This window comes from Catellatospora sp. TT07R-123 (assembly GCF_018327705.1).
Lineage (GTDB): Bacteria > Actinomycetota > Actinomycetes > Mycobacteriales > Micromonosporaceae > Catellatospora.
The window spans coordinates 3,487,106-3,509,477 of sequence record NZ_BNEM01000001.1; the positions used below are offsets into that span (position 1 = coordinate 3,487,106).

Here is a 22,372-nt window from a genome sequence, read left to right on the forward strand (position 1 = left end):
GTGGCGCGGTGAAGATCGCTGGCCGCGGTCGGAAACTGCGCCGTAGGTCCAGGTTGTGACCGCAAGCGACGATCACCGCCCCCCCGGCCGCCGCGCGCCGCAGCGGTCAGCGGGGGCCGGTCGGCGGGCCCAGCCGGGGCAGCCAGACCTTTCGCGGCACGCACATCCGCCACGCCTCGGTGACCAGTTCGTAGAGCTCCTGCTCGTCGATGGCGGCCAGCCGCACCTGCACCCAGTGGAAGCGCAGGTCGGACTCGCGGGGCAGCAGGAACTTGTCCGGCTCGGCGGCGACCAGGTCGGCCCGCTCCTCCTTCGGGAAGCCGAACCCCATGACCGTCTCGTCGGGCGAGACCGAGGCGTAGACGATGCCCCGCACGCGGAACTTCACGTAGTCGCGGACCAGCGCTTCCTCGGTGCGCGGCAGCGTCCGCGTGATCTCCCGTATCTGCTCCAGCGTGACCATGCCCGCACGCTAACCCCGCCCTCCGACAGCCGCGGGTGGGGTGCAGACATTCAGAAGGGCACCTTCTACATCGCAGCGCGATGAGAAGGTGCCCTTCCTTACCTCACGACCTCACACGGCGCGGAGGTCAGCAGGCGTCCAGGGGGTCGAGGGTGAAGTCGGCGGTGCGGACGATGCCCGCCTCGATCTTCAACCGCGTGGCCTCCGGGATCCAGCCGTCCTTGGCGACGATGACCTCGTAGTTGCCCTTCGGCACCCAGTACGCGAAGGAGCCGTCGGCGCCCGCGCGCAGGGTCCAGCCCGTGTCCGGGATGTCGAGCAGGTTCACCCGGACGATCGCGGGCACGCCCACCAGGCCGCCCGCGCAGGACTGGCCGAGCACGGTGCCCTGGATCTTGCCCCAGTTCGGCGGCGGCGAGACGTTCATCTCGACGTCCACCCCGGACACCGGGTACGGCGTGTCCGAGCGCAGCGCGAGCTGGGCCTCGTACTTGCCGGGCTGCTGCACGCCCGCGGCGGGCGTGGCGGTCAGCGTGACCGTGATGGTGCGCGACTTGCCCGCCGCCAGCGTGAACGACGCCGGGTTCTCGCTCAGCCAGGTGACCTCGGTGGCCTCGTCGCACTGCCCGAGGTCGCCCAGGAACTCCGACTTCTTCGACCCGACGAACGAGGTCGGCGAGCCGCCGATCTTGTACGCGCCGCAGGCGGCCCCGGCCCGGTACACCGCGTTGGCGGCGTTGGGCAGGGTGAGCCAGGCGTTCGCGGCCGGGTCGTACGCGATGGTCTTGTTCGTCACCGTGGTGGAGCCGTCGGTGACGCCACCGGCCAGCACCAGCAGGCCGCCGGCGGAGGTGCCCGCCGAGCCCCACAGGTCGAACGGCATGTCCGCGATCGGCGACCAGCTGTTGGCCGCCGGGTCGTAGGCGAAGCCGTTGTCGAAGTCGGCGTCACCGCTGCCACCGGCGCAGTAGACCTTGCCGGAGACGCCGCCGCAGGACATCCAGGCGACGCCCTGCGGGTAGGCCGCACCGAGCGTGAACACGTTCGCCGACGGGTCGAAGATCACCGTGTCGGTGGAGTCGGTGCAGCTGCTGTCGGTGCAGCCGCCCACCAGGATGATCTTCCCGTTCGCGACCGCGATGCCCGCCGCCGAGCGCGGCTTCGGGTTGATCACGCCGGACAGGGTGCTCCACGTCCCGGCCACCGGGTCGAAGACGTCGACACTGGAGATCGGCGTACCGCTGCCGTTCCAGCCGCCCAGCACGTACAGCTTGCCGCCGACGGCGGCGACCTGCGGCTTGGCCCGGCCGGTGGGCAGGTTCGGCAGGGCCGCCCACGCACCGGTCGCCGGGTCGTACCGGAAGGCCTTGTTCTCGTTGCCGGTGCCGCTACCGCCGCCGACCGAGTAGACCTTGCCCTCCAGGGCGGCCGCCGCGTTGTCGAAGACCTCCACCGGGTAGTCGGCGATCGGAGCCCAGGCCCCGGCCGCCGCCGGAGTCGAGGCCGCCGGTCGGGTGCCGGCCACGCCGGTCATCCCGCGCGGTGCCTTGCCCCCGGGCAGCTTCGACTCCATCAGCGGGGCACCGGCCCGGCCGAGGATCGAGAAGTCGCCGCCGCGCTCCAGCACCTGCACGGTCGCCGCCGCGGAACCGGTGTTGGTCACCGTCAGCGTCGTCTTGCGGGTGCTGTTGTACGGCTGGAACGACTGCACCGTGGTCGGCGAGATCGTCAACCGGCCCGACTTCAGCGCGAAGTCGGCCCGCTTGATCCCGTCGGCCGCCACGGCCACGCTCTTGCTGAGCGGGGCGTACGGCGCCTTCGTCGCCGCGAACGGGTGCGTCCCGGTCACGGTCGAGAACAGCCAGTAGAAGCCGTCGGCCAGCGCCGCGTCGTCCGGCGTGGCCGCCGACGTCGCCTTGTCACCCGGCACGTCGGTGCTGGTCACGGTGACACCGTTGAGCCCGGCGCCGGTGTTGGCGTCGGTGGTCAGACCGGCGACCAGGCCGCCCGGGACCGGCGAGCAGGTCCGGTTGACGACCTCGACGTTGTCGACCTGCCACCACCAGGCCCAGGTGCCCTTGTAGTGGAACCGGATCCGGGCGGTGGCCGAGCCCGCGAGCGAGGTCAGCGCGATCTGCTCGACCCGGGGGCCGCGCAGGTTGGTGGTGGTCTGGTGCCACACGTTCGTCCACGTGGTGCCGTCGGTGCTGACGTCCACGTCGGCGATGCTGTTGGAGAACGCCCGGTAGTCGCTGTTGAAGCGCAGGTACGGCGCGCCCGAGCCGGACAGGTCGACCACCGGGGTGATCAGATCGGCGTCCTGCGTCTTGCCCTGGCCCAGGTTGTCGCTGTCCAGGATGGCGAAGCCGCCGGTGCCGCCGGTCAGGTTGCCGCGCGCGCCCGCGTCGGTGAACGACCAGTTGCCGTCCGCCGTACGGGCGTTGGCGGTCCAGCCGGCCGGGAGGCTGCCGCCGCCGAAGTCCTGCGACAGCAGCGGCGCGGTGAACGCCGAGGCGTAGCCCGCGGCGGTGCAGCCCGGGTCCACCCCGACCGCGATGTTCACGGTCTTGGCCGCCGCGGCCAGGACCACCGGGGTGGTCGCGGTGCGGTAGCCGGGGTACAGCGCGGCGGTGCTGAACTGGTAGGTGGCGTTGCCCGGCAGGTTGACGCTGTAGCGGCCGGTGAACGGGTCGGTGAAGACCGGCACGCCGGGGCCGCCCGCGACGTCGAGTCGGGCGTAGAGCGGGTAGCCGTGGCCGGAGCCGTCGGTCACCTTGCCGCTGACGGTCACCATCGGCGCCGGGGTCAGCGCGAAGTTCTGCGTGACGGTGGCGTCCTCGGCGACGGTCACGGTCTGGGTCGACGCGTGGTAGCCGTACTTGCTCGCGGTCACCTCGTTCGCCCCGGCCGGGACCGACAGCTCGAAGGAGCCGTTGGCCGCGGTGGTGACGGTGCGGCCGGGCACCGAGACGGTCGCCCCGGCCAGCACGGTGCCGGTCGCGGCGTCGGTCACCGTGCCGGTGACGGTGCCGTGCGGGCCGCGCGGCGCGGCCGTGACCGCCGCGTACGCGTCGAGCCGGCCCTCGCCGAAGTTGTTGTTGTCGTCGACGGTGCCGCCGCAGCCGAGCGAGTCGACGTCGACAGCGGTGTCGTCGAGCAGCGCCTTGGTGGCGTCGATGTCGCCCTTGAGCGCCGGGGCCGCCGACCACAGCAGCGCGACGGTGCCCGCGACGTGCGGGGACGCCATCGAGGTGCCGCTGAAGGAGTCGTACCCGCCGCCCGGCACGCTGGAGCGCACGTTCACGCCCGGGGCGGCGATGTTCGGCTTGATGCCGCCGTCCACCTCGGACGCGCCGCGGCTGCTGAAGCCCGCGATGACGTTGCCGCTGTTGTAGGCACCGGCCGAGTACGACTGCGGGTAGTCGCCGGGCGAGCCCGCCGTGCCGCAGTTCGGGCCCTCGTTGCCGTTGGAGAACATCGGGAAGATGCCCGCGGCGATCCAGGCGTCGACGGAGTCCTCGTACCAGAGGTCGCCGCCGCTGCCGCCCCACGAGTTGTTGACCACGTCGGGGTGCAGGTCGGGGCGCGGGTTGTTGCCGGCCCGGTCGGTCGGGGCGAGCACCCACTGCGCGGCGGCCAGCAGCGACGCGTCGGAGCAGGTGTTGACCTCGCAGCCCTTGGCCGCGATCCACTTCGCCCCGGGCGCGACGCCGATCACGTTGCCGGCGCCGTCGTCGCCGACCATGGTGCCCATGGTGTGGGTGCCGTGGTCGTTGTTGTCGCAGGGCGTGCCGCCGGTGCAGATGCCGGTCGGGTCGAACCAGTTGTAGTCGTGGCTGAACGTGCCACCGGTGTTGCCCCGGTACTTGCCGACCAGCGCCGGGTGGTCGTACTGCACACCGCTGTCGATGTTGGCCACGACGATGCCCTCGCCGCGCACGCCGTACTCCGACCAGACCTGCGGCGCCTTGATGTTGTCCAGGCCCCATTCCACCGCGTTGACGGTCGCCTGGTCCGTGCCCTGGATGGGCTGGACCAGCGGGTACGTCTTGGAGGGCGCGATGGAAGCCACGCTCGGCTCGGCGGCCAGCGCGTCGACGACCGACTGGTCACCGGTCACCAGCAGCGCGTTGGCGATCCAGAACGACCGGTACGAGACCTTCCGGTCGTCCAGCAGCGCCCGCACGTCCCGCTGGCTGGTCGCCGCGGTGGCGGTCAGCGCGGTGTAGACGCGGGTGGCACGCTCGGTCGAGCTCGCGGCGCTCGCCGCCGGGCTGAGGTCGGCCCGGTCGCGCAGATACACCAGGAACCCGGTGCTCCCGCCGCCCGCCACCGCGGCGCGCACCGCCGCGCTGACCTCGGCCTTGGGCGCGGGCGCCGCCTGCACCGCCACCGCGGGCACGGTGGTGGCGGCCAGTAGCAGCACCGATATGGCGGCCAGGCGTTGCGGCCACCGCGACCGGCTGCGACGCCGGTTGGCTTGTGACATCTCGTCCTCCCCTGGAATGGGCACCGCGCAGCGGGGATGTCCCGCGCGAGGCATGCATGCCATGCTTCGGTCAGGCAATGGCGCCTATCAATGGCCGCAGGCGGGCAAGTCCCTGTCAGTACTCCGTCGATCCGGGCAGAATGCCGACAGCGGCAGGTTTCCGCCCCGGTATGAAGTTGACTTGATCTATATGAGCGGGTTGTCTGTAGGCGGTGGAGCCTGGGGAGGTTGCGGTGATCGCTGTTGATGTGCCGCTGGTTGTCTGCGTATCGTCCGATCTGGCGGTACGCGAGCGCCTGGTGCGCCGCCTCGACTCGTGCGGTGCCGTGCTCATCTGCGCCGACCTCGACGAACTGCGGGGCATCCTGTTCCCCGAACCCGCCGCCGAACCGCCGCTCGCCCCGCCCGTTCCCGCCGCGCAGACCGAACGCGTGCAGCTGGGCGGGCTGGTCATCGAGGCGGGCGGCCACCGGGCGAGCTGGCACGGCGAGCCGCTGCCGCTGACCCGGCTGGAGCGGCGGCTGCTGGGCTGCCTGGCCGGGCCGCCGCCGACCGTCTGGACGTACCAGCGGCTGTTCCAGGCCGTGTGGGGCGGGGCCTACCTGGGCGACACGTCCATCCTGCACTCGGCGGTGAAGCGGCTGCGAGTCAAGCTCGCCGCCGCCGAGGGGGAGCTGGCCGTGGAGACGGTGCGCGGGGTCGGCTACCGCCTGGTCGCCACGGACGCCACGCGCGCCGCCTGAGCCGCCGCACCGCTGCTCCGCCCTAGCCTGGGCGGGGCGCCCGGACAGCGTGCGTTCGGCCGTACTCGATCGTGGTCTTATCTATTGACATATCTGACGGTGACCCGAAGGCTTTCTTTCGGAAGTCCTCGACACCCTGGAGGGGCACAGATGACAAGATCACGGATCGTGGCCGCGGGCCTCGGCGTGGTCGGCGCGATCGCGCTGATCCTGCCGGGCAGCGCGCAGGCGGTCGGTTCGGCGGCCCCGCCGACCACCGCCAAGGCCGCCGGCCAGAGCAACCCGTTGGAGGTATACGTCGGCGAGATCGCCGCCGACCAGCTCGCCCGGTTCCGCGCGCTCGGCCTCGACCGCGAGGACGTGGCGGTCAAGCCCGCGTCCGGCGACCGGTTGTCGGTCGAGGTCGTGCTGACCCGGCGCGACGCGGCGCGGCTGGCGAGCCAGGGCGTGAAGCTGGCGGTCAAGAAGATCGACGGCGTGCCCGCCTCGCAGTCGATGGCCCGCCTGGCCGGCCCGGCCGTGTTCCGCCCGTACAGCGGCGCCGGGAACCTCCAGGAGGAGCTGGAGCAGACCGCCGCCGCCCACCCCGGCCTGGCCAAGCTGGAGACCATCGGCTACACCGTGCAGGGCAAGCCGATCAAGGCGGTCAAGGTCACCCGCAACGCCCGCTTCGCCAAGGACGGCAGCCGCCCGGCCGTCATGTACATGGGCGGCCAGCACGCCCGCGAGTGGATCACCCCCGAGATGGTGCGCCGCCTGCTGCACCACTTCCTCGACGGGTACGGCACCGACCCGCAGCTGACCGAGCTGGTGAACACCCGCGAGCTGTGGTTCCTGCCGGTGGCCAACCCCGACGGCTACGACTTCACCTTCACCGACGGCAACCGCCTGTGGCGCAAGAACCTGCGCGACCTCGACGGCGACGGCGCGATCGGCGCCGGTGACGGCGTCGACCCGAACCGCAACTACGCCACCAAGTGGGGCTACGACAACGAGGGCTCCTCCGACGACCCGGCCAGCGAGACCTACCGGGGCAGCGGGCCGAACTCCGAGCCCGAGTCCAAGGCGCTGGACGCGCTGTTCAAGCGGGTGGGCTTCGACTTCTTCGTCAACTACCACTCCGCCGCCGAACTGCTGCTGTACGGCGTCGGCTGGCAGGTCAGCACGCCCACGCCCGACGACGTCATCTACGAGGCGCTGGCCGGCGACGACGCGCACTCGGCGATCCCCGGCTACGACCCGGACATCTCCGCCGAGCTGTACACCACCAACGGCGACACAGACCTGCACATGGCGGTCAAGTACGGCACGCTCGGGTTCACGCCCGAGATGAGCACCTGCGAGACGGCCTCCAACATCGACCCCGACGACCCGTGGAACGCCGACGACTGCGCCAGCGTCTTCAACTTCCCGGACGACGAGCAGCTGATCCAGGACGAGTTCCTGAAGAACATCCCGTTCGCGCTGTCGCTGGCCCTGTCGGCGCCCGACCCGGCCAACCCGGTCTCCTCGATCGGCCGCACCACGCCGGACTTCGTCGTCGACTCCTTCGACGTGTCGTACGGCCGCACCCAGCCGGTCGCCGCGACCATCCGGCGCAGCCTGAAGAACGTGCAGGTGCACTGGCGGGTCAACGGCGGCTACACCAAGACCGGCGGGGTCAAGGAGTGGCGCGGCGGTGAGCGCTACGGCGACACCAACGCCGACTTCTACGGCGAGTTCCGCGGCAAGGTCACCGGCACCAGGCCCGGCGACCAGGTCGAGGTCTGGTTCACCGGCCGCGGCAAGGGCGGCCCGGTCGCCAGCGAGCACTTCACCTACCGGGTGCACGACGACATCGGCGGCCGGGTGCTCATCCTGGCCGCGGAGGACGTCACCGGTGCGAGCCCGGCCCAGACCGGCACGGCCGCCAAGTACACCGACCCCTACGCCGCGGCGCTGACCGCGGCCGGATACACCAGCGACGTGTACGACTTCGACACCATGGGCCGCAAGGCGCCGCACCCGCTGGGCGTGCTGTCGCACTACGACGCGGTGGTCTGGGAGACCGGCGACGACGTCATCCTGCGCCAGCTCGGGCAGCCCGGCGGCACCACCGCCAAGGCGTCGCTCGACATCGAGCTGGCCGTGCGCGACTACCTCAACGAGGGCGGCAAGCTGCTGCTGTCCGGGCAGTACGCCGAGTACGCCCAGTCGGCCGACGGGTCCTACTTCTACAACCCGAACTCCCCCGCCGAGCCCGAGTGCACCGTCCGCGACTACCCGTGCCTGCCGGTCACCAACGACTTCCTGCAGTACTGGCTGGGCGCGTACAACTACATCGACGGCGGCGGCACCGCGCCGGACGACAGCCCGTACCCGCTGGGCGGCAACGGGGGCGCCTTCACCGGCTTCGCCGGCAGCCTCAACGGGGCCGGGTCGGCGGGCAACCAGGCGCACACCGCCTCGTTCCTGAGCACGTCGAGCTTCCTGCCGCCGGCGAAGTTCCCGCAGTTCCGCAGCTCGGCCCCGGCCGACTGGCTGCGCCCCGGCGCGGCGCCGTTCGACCCGCGCACCGGCGGCTGGTACCTCTACAGCGGCCGGGCCGACTCCAGCTACAAGCGGCTGACCCAGACCGTCGACCTGAGCGGTAAGACCAGCGGTGAACTGCGGTTCTGGTCGTCGTTCGACACCGAGCCGAACTGGGACTACCTGTTCGTCGAGGCGCACGTGGTGGGCTCCGACGACTGGACGACGCTGCCCGACCTCAACGGCCACAGCACTCAGGGCACCGGCGACAGCTGCGGGGCGGGCTGGGTCGACGGCGTGCACCCGTTCCTGGGCCACTACCAGGGCGCGGACTGCTCGCCGACGGGCACCACGGGTTCCTGGAACGCGCTGACCGGCCCGTCCGGCGGCTGGACCGAGCTCGCGTTCGACCTGACCCCGTACGCGGGCAAGCAGGTCGAGCTGTCCATCTCGTACGCCTCCGACTGGGGCACCCAGGGTCTGGGCGTCTTCCTCGACGACGTGACGGTCAAGGCCGACGGCGCGACCGTCGCCGACACCTCGTTCGAGGACGGCCTGGGCGGCTGGACGGTCGCGGGCCCGCCCGCGGGCTCGCCCGGCAACAGCAGCGACTTCGCCCGCAGCCAGCTGGCCTTCGAGGAGGGCAGCATCGTGACGACCCGCGACACGGTCTTAACCGGCTTCGGCATCGAGGGCCTGCCCCCGGCCGACCGAGACGACCTGGTCAAACGAGCCCTCAAGCACCTCCTGGGCCACTGACCCCCGGTCCGTGACGAGGGGCCCCGCCGATTCGGCGGGGCCCCTCGCTCATGATCGGTGTTTCGGGTCGTTCTCTGCGGTCTGGGCGCACTTTCTGACCGCAGACAGCGATCACCGCCCCGGCCCGGCGGTCAGCGCCAGGCGGCGCCGATGCCGTCGCCGGGGTACCAGTGGTGGGCGGGCTCCTCGCGGAAGGCGAGGAACCGGCGGCCGGTCTTCTCGGCGACCTGCGACAGCACCCGGGTGACGGTGACGTTGTCGGTCAGCAGCAGCGCCCGCTCGGACAGCTTCGGCTCGACCGCGGTGAACTCGCGCAGCTCGTGCGCGGCGCTGTGGTCGCTGTCGTGCAGGAACAGGTCGACCGGCCGGTCCAGCGCCCCGATCGAGGCGATCGAGTCGCCGATGACCAGGTCGACGACCGACGCCCACGGCTGCGCCTTCGCCAGGTATCCGGCCTCGGGGTTGATGTCGAGCGAGGTGACCCGCCCCGGGTGCCCCTCGGCGGCGTTGCGCAGCAGCGCCGAGGCGATCACGCAGGTGCCCAGGCCTTTGTCGACCCCGGTCTCGACCACGTGCGCGGGCTTGGCGGCGCGGATGAGCGCATACCAGCCCAGGCGGCGGGCGTAGCGGACCGTCTTGTCGGCCAGGCCGCGGCGGGCGGCGGTCGCGGTGGTCTGCTCGATGTGGGTGCGCAGTGCCGTGTCGGCCTCGATCTCGGCCATCCACTCGCGGACCTGCCCCACCGGGGCGTCGCCGACGACGCTGACGAACCAGGCCAGGTGCTCGCGGTTCAGCGCGGTCAGGTCGTAGGTGTAGTTGTGGTGCTCGCGGGACTTGATCAGCCAGCGGGCGGACTCGCGCAGCACCCCGGCGTCGTGCTTGGCGACCCGGACCAGCCGCTTGGGCAGCGCGGCGAGCGGTGCGAGCGGGGTGCGCGACACCGCGCGCCGGATCCTCGTCTTGCGGTCGGGCATCGGGGCACCTTCCACGAACATGAATCGCTTAGCGCTTTCTATCATCCCGAGCCGCCCCGTACCAGGTGTCCCGAGTCGGCATCGGGCCGTCACATGGCTGTGGCGTTTGAATGAAAACTTGCATACAGTGGCGTGGTGAATGTTGGGGTTACTTCAGGGGCGGCCTCCGGGGTGCGCGCGCTCGTGCAGGGTGCCCGGCTCACCCCGACCCAGCGGCGCATCGCCCGGGAGCTGGTGCACCACGCCGACACCGCCGCATACCTGTCGGCCGCCGAGGTGGCCGAGATGGCGCAGGTCAGCCAGCCGTCGGTGACCCGGTTCGCGATGGCGCTGGGCTTCGACGGCTACCCGGCGCTGCGCCGGCGGCTGCGCGAGCTCAGCTCCGGCGGCGCCCCGGCCGCCGAGGACGAGGCCAACGACCTCCAGCGGGCCGTACGCGACGAGATGGCCAACCTGAACCGCCTGGCCGACACCCTCGCCGACCCGGCCGCCGTGCACGCCGCGGCGGGCCTGCTCGCGGCCAGCCGCCCGCTGCCGGTGCTCGGCCTGCGCGCGGCCGCGCCGCTGGCGGGCTACTTCGGCTACTTCGCCGCCAAGATCCACCCCGAGGTTCGCGTGCTCGACACCGGCGGCAGCCTGCTCATCGAACGGCTGGAGCAGGCCGCCGACTCCGGCGCGCGGGCCGTGCTGGCGTACGCGCTGCCGCGTTATCCGCGCGAGCTGCGCGACGCGCTCGCCGAGGCCCGGTCCCTGGGCCTCGCGCTGGTCGTGGTGACCGACTCCCCGGTCAGCCCGGCCGCCGACCTGGCCGACGTCACGCTCACCGCGGCCGTCGGCTCCCAGCTCGTGTTCGACCTGCACACCGCACCGATGGTGCTGACCATGGTGCTTCTTCAAGCGATGAGCGACATCGATCCGGCGGCCACCCAGCGCCGGCTCGAACACTTCGAGAGCTCGGCCACCCGCCGTGCCGTCTTCATGGAGTAGGCAGATGGACCAGATCATTCGCGCCGCCCGCGGCACCACCCTGTCGGCCAAGGGCTGGCAGCAGGAAGCCGCGATCCGGATGCTGTGCAACAACCTCGACCCGGACGTCGCCGAGCGCCCCCAGGACCTGGTGGTGTACGGCGGCACCGGCAAGGCCGCCCGCGACTGGCCCAGCTTCCACGCGCTGATCCGCACCCTGACCACGCTCAAGGACGACGAGACCATGCTGGTCCAGTCGGGCCGCCCGGTCGGCGTGTTCCGCACCCACGAGTGGGCGCCCCGGGTGCTGCTGGCCAACTCGAACCTGGTCGGCGACTGGGCGACCTGGCCGGAGTTCCGCCGCCTGGAGGCCCTCGGCCTGACCATGTACGGCCAGATGACCGCCGGCTCCTGGATCTACATCGGCACCCAGGGCATCCTCCAGGGCACGTACGAGACGTTCGCGGCCGTCGCCGAGAAGCGGTTCAACAGCACGCTGGCGGGCACGCTGACGCTGACCGGCGGCTGCGGCGGCATGGGCGGCGCCCAGCCGCTGGCCGTCACCATGAACGGCGGCGCCTGCCTGATCATCGACGTCGACAAGACCCGCCTGGACCGCCGGGTGCAGCAGCGCTACCTCGACGTCGTCGCCGACTCGCTCGACCACGGCATCGAGCTGGCCCTGGCCGCCAAGGCGCAGCGCCGCCCGCTGTCGGTCGGCGTGGTCGGCAACGCCGCCGCGGTCTTCCCCGAGCTGCTGCGCCGGGGCGTGGCCATCGACGTCGTCACCGACCAGACCAGCGCGCACGACCCGCTGTCGTACCTGCCGGAGGGCGTGAGCGTCGAGCAGTGGCAGACGTTCGCGGCCGACAAGCCGGAGGAGTTCACCGAGCGGGCCCGCGCCAGCATGGCCAAGCACGTCGAGGCCATGGTCGGGTTCATGGACGCCGGGGCCGAGGTGTTCGACTACGGCAACTCGATCCGCGGCGAGGCCCAGCTCGGCGGGTACGACCGGGCGTTCGCGTTCCCGGGGTTCGTGCCCGCGTACATCCGGCCGCTGTTCTGCGAGGGCAAGGGCCCCTTCCGCTGGGCCGCGCTGTCCGGTGACCCGGCCGACATCGCCGCCACCGACAAGGCCGTGCTCGACCTGTTCCCGGAGAACGAGTCGCTGTCCCGGTGGATCAGGATGGCCCAGGAGAAGGTCGCGTTCCAGGGCCTGCCCGCCCGGATCTGCTGGCTCGGCTACGGCGAGCGGGACCGGGCCGGGGTCCGGTTCAACGAGATGGTCGCCGACGGCACGCTGAAGGCCCCGATCGTCATCGGCCGCGACCACCTCGACTGCGGCAGCGTCGCCTCGCCCTACCGGGAGACCGAGGCGATGCTCGACGGCTCCGACGCGATCGCCGACTGGCCGCTGCTGAACGCGCTGGTCAACACCGCTTCGGGCGCCTCGTGGGTGTCGATCCACCACGGCGGCGGCGTCGGCATCGGCCGCTCCATCCACGCGGGGCAGGTCACCGTCGCCGACGGCACCGCGCTGGCCGCGCAGAAGATCGAGCGGGTGCTCACCAACGACCCGGGCATGGGCGTGATCCGCCACGTCGACGCCGGGTACGACCTGGCCGCCGACGTCGCCGCCGAGCGCGGCGTACGCGTGCCGATGCGCGAATCCTGAGGCACGGCATGAGCACCTTCGCCGAACTGTGGGCGCAGCTGGCGCCGGTGGGGCGCGACCCCGGCACCGGCGGCTACCTGCGGTACGCGTACACCCCGGCCGAGGCGCTGCTGCGGGACTGGTTCCTCGACCAGGCCCGCGGCCGCGGCCTCGCGGTCGAGCAGGACGGCAACGGCAACCTGTTCGCCTGGTGGGGCGACCCGGCCGCCGGGGACGCCGTGCTCACCGGCTCGCACCTGGACTCGGTGCCGCACGGCGGCGCGTACGACGGCCCGCTGGGCGTGGTCAGCGCGCTGCTCGCCGTCGACGAGCTGCGGGCGCGCGGGTTCGCCCCGGCCCGCCCGATCGGGGTCGCCGTCTTCGCCGAGGAGGAGGGCTCCCGGTTCGGGCTGGCCTGCCTCGGCTCGCGCCTGTTCACCGGGGCGGTCGACCCGAACGCCGCGGCCGCGCTGACCGACCGCGACGGCGTCACCCTGGCCCAGGCCATGGGCGCCGTCCCGGCCGGGGCCCGGCCCGACCTGCTGGCCCGGCTCGGCTGCTACGTCGAGCTGCACGTCGAGCAGGGCCGCGCCCTGGTCGACCTGGACCGGGCCGTGGGCGTGGCGACCGCGATCTGGCCGCACGGCCGCTGGCGGCTGGACTTCCGCGGCGAGGCCAACCACGCCGGCACCACGCTGATGGCCGACCGGCGCGACCCGATGCTGACCTTCGCCGCGACCGTGCTGGCCGCCGACGCCGAGGCCCGGCGCCTGGGCGCGCACGCCACCATCGGCCGGGTGCAGGTCGCCCCGAACGCCACCAACGCGATCCCGTCGCTGGTCAGCGCGTGGCTGGACGCCCGCGCGGACGCCCCGGACACGATGGAGGCGGTGGTCGCCGCCGTGTACGACCGGGCCCAGGCGCACGCCCGCGAGGACGGCACCAAGGTGTCGCTGACGGCGGAGTCGGTGTCGCCGGAGACGGAGTTCCACGTCGGGCTGCGCGACCGGCTGGCGAAGGTGCTCGACGGGGCGCCGGTGTTGCCGACCGGGGCCGGGCACGACGCCGGGGTGCTGAGCGCGCTGCTGCCGACGGCGATGCTGTTCGTCCGCAACCCGACCGGGGTGTCGCACTCCCCGGCCGAGCACGCGAGCGACGCCGACTGCGAGGCCGGGGTACGGGCGCTGGCCGACGTGCTGCAGGAGCTGGCGTGCTGATCCGCTGCGAGTACGCCTGGCTGCCCGACGGGGTGGCCGCCGACGTGCTGATCGAGATCCGCGACGGCCGGATCGTGCGCGTGGCGCCCCGCTCCGGCGAAGCCGCCGAACGGCGCGCCGGGATCACCGTCCCCGGGTTCGCCAACGCGCACTCGCACGCGTTCCACCGGGCCCTGCGCGGCCGCACCCACTCCGGCCGCGGCGACTTCTGGACCTGGCGCGACCAGATGTACACCGTCGCCCGCACCCTCGACCCCGACTCCTACTACCGCCTGGCCAGGGCGGTCTACGCCGAGATGGCCCTGTCCGGCGTCACCGCCGTGGGCGAGTTCCACTACCTGCACCACGCCCCCGGCGGCACCCCGTACGCCGACCCGAACGCGATGGGCCACGCCCTCGTCGCCGCCGCCAAGGACGCGGGCCTGCGCATCACCCTCCTGGACACGCTCTACCTGACCGCCTCGGTGGACGGCAAACCCCTGGAGGGCCCGCAGCTGCGCTTCGGCGACGGCGACGCGCTGCGCTGGGCCGAACGCGTGGACGCCATCGAGGACCAGCCGCACCTGGTCGTCGGCGCCGCGATCCACTCGGTGCGCGCCGTCCCGACCTCGCAGCTGCCCACGATCGCCGCCTGGGCGGGCGGGCGCCCGCTGCACGCGCACGTGTCGGAGCAGGTCGCCGAGAACGAGGCCTGCCTGGCCGAGCACGGCCGTACGCCGACGCAGGTGCTGGCCGACTTCGGGGCGGTGCACGAGACGTTCTCGGCGGTGCACGCCACGCACCTGACCCACGCCGACATCGCGCTGCTGTCGGGGTCGTACGCCTGCTTCTGCCCGACCACCGAGCGCGACCTCGGCGACGGCATCGGCCCGGCCCGGACCCTGGCCGACGCGGGCGTCCGGCTGACCTTGGGCAGTGACAGCCACGCGGTCATAGACTTCTTCGAGGAGTCGCGGGCGCTGGAGCTGAACGAACGCCTGGCCACGCAGCGGCGCGGGCACTTCACCCCGGCGGAGCTGCGCACGGCGGCCACCGGCCACACCAGCCTGGGCTGGCCCGACGCGGGCGCGATCGCGGTCGGCAGGCGCGCCGACCTGGTCACCGTCTCGTTGGACAGCGTGCGGACCGCCGGGATCGAGCCCGAGGGCGTGCTGTTCGCGGCGGGCGCCGCCGACGTCACGCACGTGGTCGCGGACGGCCGCGAGATCGTCCGCGACGGGCGGCACGGTTCGGTCGACGTGCCGCGCGAGCTGCGGGAGGCGATCACGTGCCTGTTCTGAGCAGCGCATACCCGCCGGGCCGCGACTGGGAGGCGATCGCGTGAGCGTGCTGATCACCAACATCGGCGAGCTGGTCACCAACGATCCGGCGCTGGGCGAGGGCCCGCTGGGCATCCTGCGCGACGCGGCGATCGTGGTCGGCGACCGGGTCGAGTGGGTCGGCCCGGCCGGTGCCGCACCCGCCGCCGACGAGCGGCTGGACGCCCTGGGCGGCGCGGTGCTGCCCGGGTTCGTGGACAGCCACAGCCACCTGGTCTTCGCCGGGGACCGGGCGGCGGAGTTCGCGGCGCGGATGAGCGGCGAGCCGTACACCGGCGGCGGCATCCGCACGACCGTGGCCGCCACCCGCGCCGCCACCGACGACCAGCTGCGCGCCAACGTCGCACGCCTGGTCGGCGAGGCGCTGCGGCAGGGCACCACCACGATCGAGATCAAGAGTGGGTACGGCCTGAGCACGCACGACGAGGCCCGCAGCCTGCGCATCGCCGCCGAGTTCAGCGACGAGGTCACCTACCTCGGGGCGCACGTGAAGCCCGCCGACGGGCCGCCGGACTACGTGTCCCTGGTCAACGGGGAGATGCTGGCCGCCTGCGCGCCGTACGCGGGGTGGGTGGACGTGTTCTGCGAGCGGGGCGCCTTCGACGTCGAGGAGTCGCGCTCGGTGCTGAAGGCGGGCATCGCCGCCGGACTGCGCCCGCGCATCCACGCCAACCAGCTCACCATGGGCGGCGGCGTGCAGCTCGCGGTCGAACTCGACTGCGCCTCGGCCGACCACTGCACGCACCTGTCCGACGCCGACGTCGACGCCCTGGCGAACTCCGGCACGGTGGCGACGCTGCTGCCCGGGGCCGAGTTCTCCACCCGCGCGCCGTATCCGGACGCCCGCCGCCTGCTCGACGCCGGGGCGACCGTCGCGCTGGCCACGGACTGCAACCCGGGCTCGTCGTACACGTCCTCGATGCCGTTCTGCATCGCGGTCGCCGTACGCGACATGAAGCTCTCCCCCAGCGAGGCCGTCTGGTCCGCCACCGCCGGCGGCGCCCGCGCCCTGCGGCGGCCGGACCTGGGCCACCTGTCCGTCGGCGCCGCCGCCGACCTCCAGGTGCTCGACGCCCCCTCCCACCTGCACCTCGCCTACCGCCCCGCCGTCCCCCTCACCCGCCTGGTGGTGCGCAGGGGCGTCTTCCATCCGCTCTACGCAGGTGAAGGCCCCCTGCTCAACGCCTCTTCGAAACTCGAAATGCCGCACAAGGGAGTGCCGAAATGACCGTCATCGTCGAGCCGAACGGGATCGCGCCCGCCGACATCGCCGCCGTCGCCCGCCAGGACGCGCGCGTCGAGCTGAGCCCGGCCGCGATCGAGGCCATGCGGGTCAGCCGCGCCATCGTCGACGGCATCGAACGCGACGGCCGCCCCGTGTACGGCGTCTCCACCGGCTTCGGCGCCCTGGCCAACACGTTCATCGCCCCGCAGCGCCGCGCCGAGCTCCAGCACGCGCTGATCCGCTCGCACGCCGCCGGCGTCGGCGCCCCGATGCCGCGCGAGGTGGTCCGGGCGATGATGCTGCTGCGGGTGCGCTCGCTGGCCCTGGGCCACTCCGGCGTACGCCCGCTCGTCGCGCAGGCCATGGCCGACCTGCTCAACCACGACATCACGCCGTGGGTGCCCGAGCACGGCTCGCTCGGCGCCTCGGGCGACCTGGCCCCGCTGGCCCACTGCGCCCTGGTGCTGATGGGCGAGGGCTGGGTGCTGGGCAAGGACGGCGCCCGGCTGGAGGGCGCCGACGCGCTGCACGCCGCCGGGCTTACCCCGATCACGCTCAGCTCCAAGGAGGGCCTGGCGCTGATCAACGGCACCGACGGCATGCTCGGCATGCTCCAGCTCGCCTGCGACGACTTCGCGCACCTGTGCACCATGGCCGACATCACCGCCGCGCTGTCGATCGAGGCGATGCTCGGCACCGACAAGCCGTTCCACCACTCGATCCACGACATCCGGCCGCACCCCGGCCAGGGCGTCAGCGCCGCGAACATCTTCAGGCTGCTCCAGCACTCGCAGATCATGGACAGCCACCGCGACGACCTGGAGCACGCGGTGCAGGACGCGTACTCGATGCGCTGCGCCCCGCAGGTCGCCGGAGCAGCCCGCGACACCCTGGAATTCGCGCGTACGATCGCCGCCCGCGAGCTGGTCAGCCTGGCCGACAACCCGGTCGTGCTGCCCGACGGCCGGGTCGAGTCGACCGGCAACTTCCACGGCGCCCCGCTCGGCTTCGCCGCCGACTTCCTGGCCATCGCCGCCGCCGAGATCGGCTCGATCAGCGAGCGCCGCGTCGACCGGCTGCTGGACGTGACCCGCTCCCGCCAGCTCCCGCCGTTCCTGAGCCCGGACGCCGGGGTCAACTCGGGGCTGATGATCGCGCAGTACACGGCTGCGGGCATCGTCGCGGAGAACCGCCGCCTGGCCTCGCCCGCCAGCGTGGACACCATCCCGACCAGCGGCATGCAGGAGGACCACGTCTCGATGGGCTGGGCGGCGGCGAAGAAGCTGCGCACCGTCCTGGACAACCTGACCAGCCTGCTCGCGGTGGAACTGCTGGCCGCCGTACGCGGCCTCCAACTGCGCGCCCCCCTGACCCCGTCCCCGGCAGGCCGCCTCGCCATAACCGCGGTAACCCCCCACGCCGGCCCCCCCGGCCCCGACGTCTTCCTCGCCCCCGTCCTGGAAAACCTCCGCACGGTGGTCTCCACCCCCACCCTCCGCACCACCATCGAATCCGAGGTCGGCCCCCTCGCCTAGGGGCCCCCACCCCGTCGATCATGAACCTATGGCACGGTTCAGCGGCGTGTCGTGTGCACGGCTTCCTGATCGTTTCCGCGCAGCGGGATGGTCAACAGGAGGTTGTGCACGCGACACGCCGTCGAGCCGTGCCATAGGTTCATGATCGACGCGGAGAGACCCCCGACGGACCGGCGGTGGGCTGGGCGGCTAGAGGGACTCGGGGCGGGCGCCGATGCCGACCATGCGGGCCGTGAGGCCCTGCAGGAAGGGCAGGTGCTGGAGGAGGCGGACGGCGGCGGGGGCGTTGACGGGGCCGTCGGCGCGCAGGGCGGTGCCGATGACGCGGGACTGGGCCACGCGCTGGACCCGCTGGGTGACCACGGTCGGGAAGCGGCGGCGGCGGCGTACCAGGTCGAGGTCGGCGGTGGTGAGGGTGCCCGCCTTCAGTTTTGGGCCGAGCAGGCGGGCGGTGGCGACGGCGTCCTGCACCGCCAGGTTGACCCCGACCCCGCCGACGGGGCTCATGGCGTGGGCGGCGTCGCCGATGCACAGCACGCCGGGCGCGTGCCAGCGGTCGAGGCGGTTGACCCGTACCGTCAGCAGCTTGACCTGGTCCCAGTCGGCCAGCTCGCCGGCGCGGCCGGCCAGGTCCGGCACCAGCGCGGCGATCCGCGCCCGCAGCCGGTCCAGCCCCTCGGCACGCACCTGGTCGTAGCCGCCCTTGGGGATGACGTACGCGCACTGGAAGTAGTCGTGCCGGTCGATGGTCAGCAGCAGCGCCCCCGACCCGACCCGGATGTCCAGCCCGGTGTGGTCGGCCTCGGTGCGCGGCAGCCGGAACCACAGCACGTCCATGGGCGCGCCGAACTCGCGCGGCACCAGCCCGAGCCGGTCGCGGACGACCGAGAACCGCCCGTCGCAGGCCACGGTCAGCCCGGCCCGGATCTCGACCGGCCCGTCCGGCCCGGACGCGGCGACGCCGACGACCGTCCCGGCGGCGTCGCGCAGCACGTCGACGGCCTCGGTGGAGCGCAGCAGGGTGAACTCCGGCAGCGTGGCCGCCTCGGCGGCGAGCAGGTCGAGGAAGTCCCACTGCGGCAGGAACATGAGGTAGTTGTGCGGCTTGGGCAGCCGGGTGAAGTCGGCCATGGCGAAGGTGCCGTCGTCGAAGGTGGCGGTCATGGCGCGCTCGTGCCGTCCGGGCAGGGCCTGGATGCGCTCCTCCAGCCCGAGCTGGGCCAGCAGGTCCAGGGTGGACGGGTGGATGGTGTCGCCACGGAAGTCGCGCAGGAAGTCCGCGTGCTTCTCCAGCAGTACGACGCCGACGCCCTGCCGGGCGAGCAGCAGCGACAGCATGAGCCCGGCGGGCCCGCCGCCGACGACGCAGACCTGGGTGTCCATCTGACCCTCACTCCCTATCACAACTGTAGTTGCATTAAGCTGAGTCTGAACCGGCAACACGCCAAAAGCAACTATGGATGCGATAAGGAGATCGGTGATGGTCGTCACGCGCCCCGGTGGCCGCAGCGCGCGGGTACGCGCCGATGTCCTGGCCGCCACCCGGCAGGCCCTGGCCGAGCACGGCTACGGCGGCCTCACCGTCGACCGCATCGCCGAGCTGGCCGGGGTCAACAAGACCACGGTCTACCGCCGCTGGACCGACCTGGACGGCGTGCTCACCGAGCTGCTCACCGACCTGGCCGCGCGCGCCGTGCCCATCCCGGACACGGGTGACCTGGACGCCGACCTGCACCGGCTGGCGGGCTCGATCGGCGGCGTGCTCACCGATCCGTCGATCGCCGCCCTGATGACGGGCCTGGTCGCGGCCGCGACCCGCAGCCCGGAGGCGGCCGCCACGCTGCGCGGGTTCATCCACGGCCGCGCGGCGGCGGGCGCGGAGATCTTCACGCGCGCCGCCGCGCGCGGCGACATACCAGCCGACACCGATCCGGTATCGGCCGTCGAGGCGCTGGTCGCGCCCTACTACCTGCGGCTGCTGCTCACCGGCGAGCCGTTGGACCCGCCGCTGGCGGCGCGCACCGCGGCGACCGTCGCCGTCGCGGCCCGCGCCGGCGTGTTCCGAGCCGCTCGGCCGGGCTGAGCCGTCGGCTCAACCCAGGGCCAGCAGCTGCTGCGCGCGGCCCAGCGCCTTCGACATGAACTCCCGCCAGGCGACGATGTCGGCCTCGTGCGCGGCGAGCTGCTCCGCCATCGCCTGTGCCCGGACCTGCTGGCTGACCTCGCGCAGCCGGGTGGTGTCCGCGCACGTCGCGTCGGCGAGCGCGGCCTCGATCTCCCTGGCCAGGGCCCGGTCCAGCCCGGCCCGATCCGCGGGGTCGACGTCGGCGTAGATCTCCTCCGCGTTCCGGCGGGCGGCGGCGGGGTCGGCGAGGCCGGGACGGCCCTTGTCCCGCATGCAGGCCGACCAGGAGCTCAACGCCTGCGACAGGCCCTCGTCGTCGCGGACGGCCTGGGCGCGCGCCTCCTTGAGCTGGTTGGTGACCAGCCAGTCCAGCCGCAGGAACTCATGCAGATCGCCGTAGATCGCGAGGCGGGTCCGGCCGACGCATCCGCCGAGCGGGCTGCTGATCTGGCCGTGGCCGAAGTCGTACGAGACGACGTCGCTGTCCATGTCGCCGAACCTGGCCCGGGTGTAGCGGAGTCTCTCCGCGTCGGGCAGCCGCTCCCACGCCGATCTGGGCGGCTTCTCCGATTCCGGGGGACGGCGGCGCGGATCCAGGCCGTAGCCGAGCAGCCGCGCCGTCTCGACCGGTGGCGACTCGAAGTTCTGCCGGGACGAGGGCACGGCAGCGCCGTCCAGGTCGTACAGCGGCAGGCCCTGGGCCGTCAGGCAGCGGTCCACGAGGGTGTTCTCCACGGCGAGGACCTGGCGTTTCAGCTCCGCGCCCGTGTCGAGCGCGGCCTGCGCGCGCCGGGCCGCCGCCGGGTCCGGCGTGTCATCGGAGCCGCAGGCGGCGATCCCGGCCAGCAGGGCGACACCACCGATCAGCAGGGCGGATCGGCGAAACCACGCGAACATCAAGCCCCCCGGCAGCACGTGTCGACGTGCGCCGATGCTACCGGCCGCAGGCCCGCGACGGGGTCCCGCGGCCGGTGGCCGGTCGGCTCAGGTGAGGTTCTTGGCGATGACCGCGGCCAGCGAGCGGAACGCCTTGCCGCGGTGGCTGATCGCGTCCTTCTCGGCGGGCTCCAGCTCGGCGTTGGTACGCGTGTTGCCCTCCGCCACGAAGATCGGGTCGTAGCCGAAGCCGCCCTCGCCCCGCGGCGCGCGCAGCAGGCGCCCGGTCATCTTGCCGCTGACCAGGTGCTCGCGCCCGTTCGGCGCGCCGCCGCCGGGCAGCACCAGGGCCGCCGCGCAGACGAACGCCGCGCCGCGGTGCTCGTCGGGCACGTCGCCGATCTGCCCCAGCACCAGGTCCAGATTGGCCCGGTCGTCGCCGTGCCGGCCGGACCAGCGGGCGCTGAACACGCCCGGCATGCCGTTGAGCGCGTCGACGGCCAGGCCCGAGTCGTCGGCCACGGTCGGCAGCCCGGTGTGCTTGGCCCCTTCACGGGCCTTGAGCAGCGCGTTCTCGGCGAAGGTCAGCCCGGTCTCGGGCACCTCGGCATACTCGGGGACGTCGTCGAGGCCGACCAGCTCCACCTTGAGCAGTTCGGGCGAGGACGCCAGGATGCGGCGCAGCTCGTCGAGCTTCTTGACGTTGCGCGTGGCGAGCAGGACCTTCACTTGCGGAACACCTCCAGCAGCCCGGCCGCGTCCAGCGTGGGCATCCCCAGCACCTGGCGCTGCATCGTGGTGAGCTCCTCGCAGCCCTTGACCCCGAGGTCGAGCAGCGCGTTGAGCTGGGCGCGGTCGAACACGCCGTCCTCGCCGGTGCCCTGCACCTCGACGAAGTCGCCGGTGCCGGTGCACACGATGTTCATGTCCACCTCCGCGGCCACGTCCTCTTCGTAGCACAGATCCAGCCGCGGCTGACCCGCGACGATGCCGACACTCACCGCGGCGACCGAGCGGTGCAGCGTGGTCTCGACGGTCTGCTTACGGGTGAGCATGTTCTTGGCGGCCAGCCAGCTCACCGCGTCGTGCAGGGCCACGTACGACCCCGTGATGGCGGCGGTGCGGGTGCCGCCGTCGGCCTGGAGCACGTCGCAGTCGATGACGATCGAGTTCTCGCCCAGCGCCTTGAGGTTGATGCAGGCGCGCAGCGCGCGGCCGATCAGGCGGGAGATCTCGTGGGTACGGCCGCCGATCTTGCCCTTCACGCTCTCCCGGTCCGACCGGGTCGTGGTGGCGCGCGGCAGCATCGCGTACTCGGCGGTGACCCAGCCCTGGCCGGTGCCCTTGCGCCAGCGCGGCACGCCCTCGGTGACGCTCGCGGTGCACAGCACCCTGGTGTTGCCGAACTCCACCAGCACGGAGCCTTCGGGATGCATGCTCCAGCCGCGGGTCAGTTTGACCGGTCGGAGATGGTCGGCGGCGCGGCCGTCAGGTCGGGTCATGCGCCCACCCTATGGCG

At 72.8% G+C, this 22,372-nt stretch carries 15 protein-coding genes and 1 pseudogene; 9 read left to right on the forward strand and 7 right to left on the reverse strand.

What is annotated here, in order from left to right:
• Positions 1-106: 106 nt before the first annotated feature.
• Both Cs7R123_RS14930 and Cs7R123_RS14935 read right to left on the reverse strand, forming a co-directional pair.
• Positions 107-463: an MmcQ/YjbR family DNA-binding protein gene (locus tag Cs7R123_RS14930; RefSeq protein WP_212827019.1), complete on the reverse strand. Its 357-nt coding sequence runs from the start codon at positions 461-463 to the stop codon at positions 107-109.
• 127 nt (positions 464-590) lie between these two features.
• Positions 591-4,952 (reverse strand): S8 family serine peptidase, encoded by a 4,362-nt coding sequence (locus Cs7R123_RS14935; protein WP_212827021.1) that lies wholly within the window; start codon positions 4,950-4,952, stop codon positions 591-593.
• 278 nt (positions 4,953-5,230) lie between these two features.
• Between Cs7R123_RS14935 and Cs7R123_RS14940 the strand changes: the two genes are divergently transcribed.
• Together Cs7R123_RS14940 and Cs7R123_RS14945 are read left to right on the forward strand one after the other, a co-directional pair.
• Positions 5,231-5,695: a winged helix-turn-helix domain-containing protein gene (locus Cs7R123_RS14940; RefSeq protein ID WP_212829185.1), complete on the forward strand. Its 465-nt coding sequence runs from the start codon at positions 5,231-5,233 to the stop codon at positions 5,693-5,695.
• 150 nt (positions 5,696-5,845) lie between these two features.
• Positions 5,846-8,962 carry a M14 family metallopeptidase gene (locus Cs7R123_RS14945; RefSeq protein WP_212827023.1) on the forward strand — a complete coding sequence of 1,039 codons (3,117 nt, stop codon included), beginning with the start codon at positions 5,846-5,848 and terminating at the stop codon, positions 8,960-8,962.
• A gap of 131 nt (positions 8,963-9,093) precedes the next feature.
• Here the strand turns inward: Cs7R123_RS14945 and Cs7R123_RS14950 are convergent, their stop codons facing one another.
• On the reverse strand, positions 9,094-9,936 hold the full coding sequence (locus tag Cs7R123_RS14950; protein ID WP_212827025.1) for a class I SAM-dependent methyltransferase: 843 nt from the start codon (positions 9,934-9,936) through the stop codon (positions 9,094-9,096).
• 135 nt (positions 9,937-10,071) lie between these two features.
• Here Cs7R123_RS14950 and Cs7R123_RS14955 point away from each other — a divergent pair, with 135 nt between their 5' ends.
• The 6 genes and pseudogenes from Cs7R123_RS14955 (at position 10,072) to hutH (ending at position 17,852) form a co-directional block, all read left to right on the forward strand.
• Positions 10,072-10,923, forward strand: coding sequence for a MurR/RpiR family transcriptional regulator (locus tag Cs7R123_RS14955; RefSeq protein WP_212827027.1), 852 nt, complete (start codon positions 10,072-10,074; stop codon positions 10,921-10,923).
• Positions 10,924-10,927: 4 nt separating this feature from the next.
• Positions 10,928-12,577 carry a urocanate hydratase gene (gene hutU / locus Cs7R123_RS14960; RefSeq protein WP_212827029.1) on the forward strand — a complete coding sequence of 550 codons (1,650 nt, stop codon included), beginning with the start codon at positions 10,928-10,930 and terminating at the stop codon, positions 12,575-12,577.
• 8 nt (positions 12,578-12,585) lie between these two features.
• A complete protein-coding gene (locus Cs7R123_RS14965; protein ID WP_212827030.1) occupies positions 12,586-13,773 on the forward strand; it encodes an allantoate amidohydrolase in 1,188 nt (395 codons plus the stop codon).
• Complete coding sequence (locus Cs7R123_RS14970; RefSeq protein ID WP_212829186.1) at positions 13,773-15,053, forward strand: formimidoylglutamate deiminase; 1,281 nt, start codon at positions 13,773-13,775, stop codon at positions 15,051-15,053. The genes Cs7R123_RS14965 and Cs7R123_RS14970 overlap by 1 nt, the downstream gene beginning before the upstream one ends.
• Before the next feature lie 40 nt (positions 15,054-15,093).
• A pseudogene (gene hutI, locus Cs7R123_RS14975) lies at positions 15,094-16,233 on the forward strand (imidazolonepropionase); the annotation flags it as partial.
• 83 nt (positions 16,234-16,316) lie between these two features.
• Positions 16,317-17,852, forward strand: coding sequence for a histidine ammonia-lyase (gene hutH, locus Cs7R123_RS14980; protein WP_212827035.1), 1,536 nt, complete (start codon positions 16,317-16,319; stop codon positions 17,850-17,852).
• Between the two features lie 189 nt (positions 17,853-18,041).
• Here the strand turns inward: hutH and Cs7R123_RS14985 are convergent, their stop codons facing one another.
• Complete coding sequence (locus tag Cs7R123_RS14985; RefSeq protein ID WP_212827037.1) at positions 18,042-19,235, reverse strand: FAD-dependent oxidoreductase; 1,194 nt, start codon at positions 19,233-19,235, stop codon at positions 18,042-18,044.
• A gap of 97 nt (positions 19,236-19,332) precedes the next feature.
• Here Cs7R123_RS14985 and Cs7R123_RS14990 point away from each other — a divergent pair, with 97 nt between their 5' ends.
• Entirely contained in the window at positions 19,333-19,935 is a 603-nt protein-coding gene (locus Cs7R123_RS14990; protein WP_212827039.1) for a TetR/AcrR family transcriptional regulator, read from the forward strand.
• A 9-nt stretch (positions 19,936-19,944) separates the two neighbouring features.
• On the opposite strand, the gene Cs7R123_RS14995 is transcribed toward Cs7R123_RS14990, so the two are convergent.
• From Cs7R123_RS14995 to rph, 3 genes are all read right to left on the reverse strand, one after another.
• Positions 19,945-20,874, reverse strand: a complete 930-nt coding sequence (locus Cs7R123_RS14995) for a hypothetical protein (protein WP_212827041.1) — start codon at positions 20,872-20,874, stop codon at positions 19,945-19,947.
• An 87-nt stretch (positions 20,875-20,961) separates the two neighbouring features.
• A complete protein-coding gene (rdgB, locus tag Cs7R123_RS15000) occupies positions 20,962-21,582 on the reverse strand; it encodes an RdgB/HAM1 family non-canonical purine NTP pyrophosphatase (protein ID WP_212827042.1) in 621 nt (206 codons plus the stop codon).
• Positions 21,579-22,355 (reverse strand): ribonuclease PH, encoded by a 777-nt coding sequence (gene rph / locus Cs7R123_RS15005; protein WP_212827044.1) that lies wholly within the window; start codon positions 22,353-22,355, stop codon positions 21,579-21,581. The genes rdgB and rph overlap by 4 nt, the downstream gene beginning before the upstream one ends.
• Between the last annotated feature and the right edge of the window lie 17 nt (positions 22,356-22,372).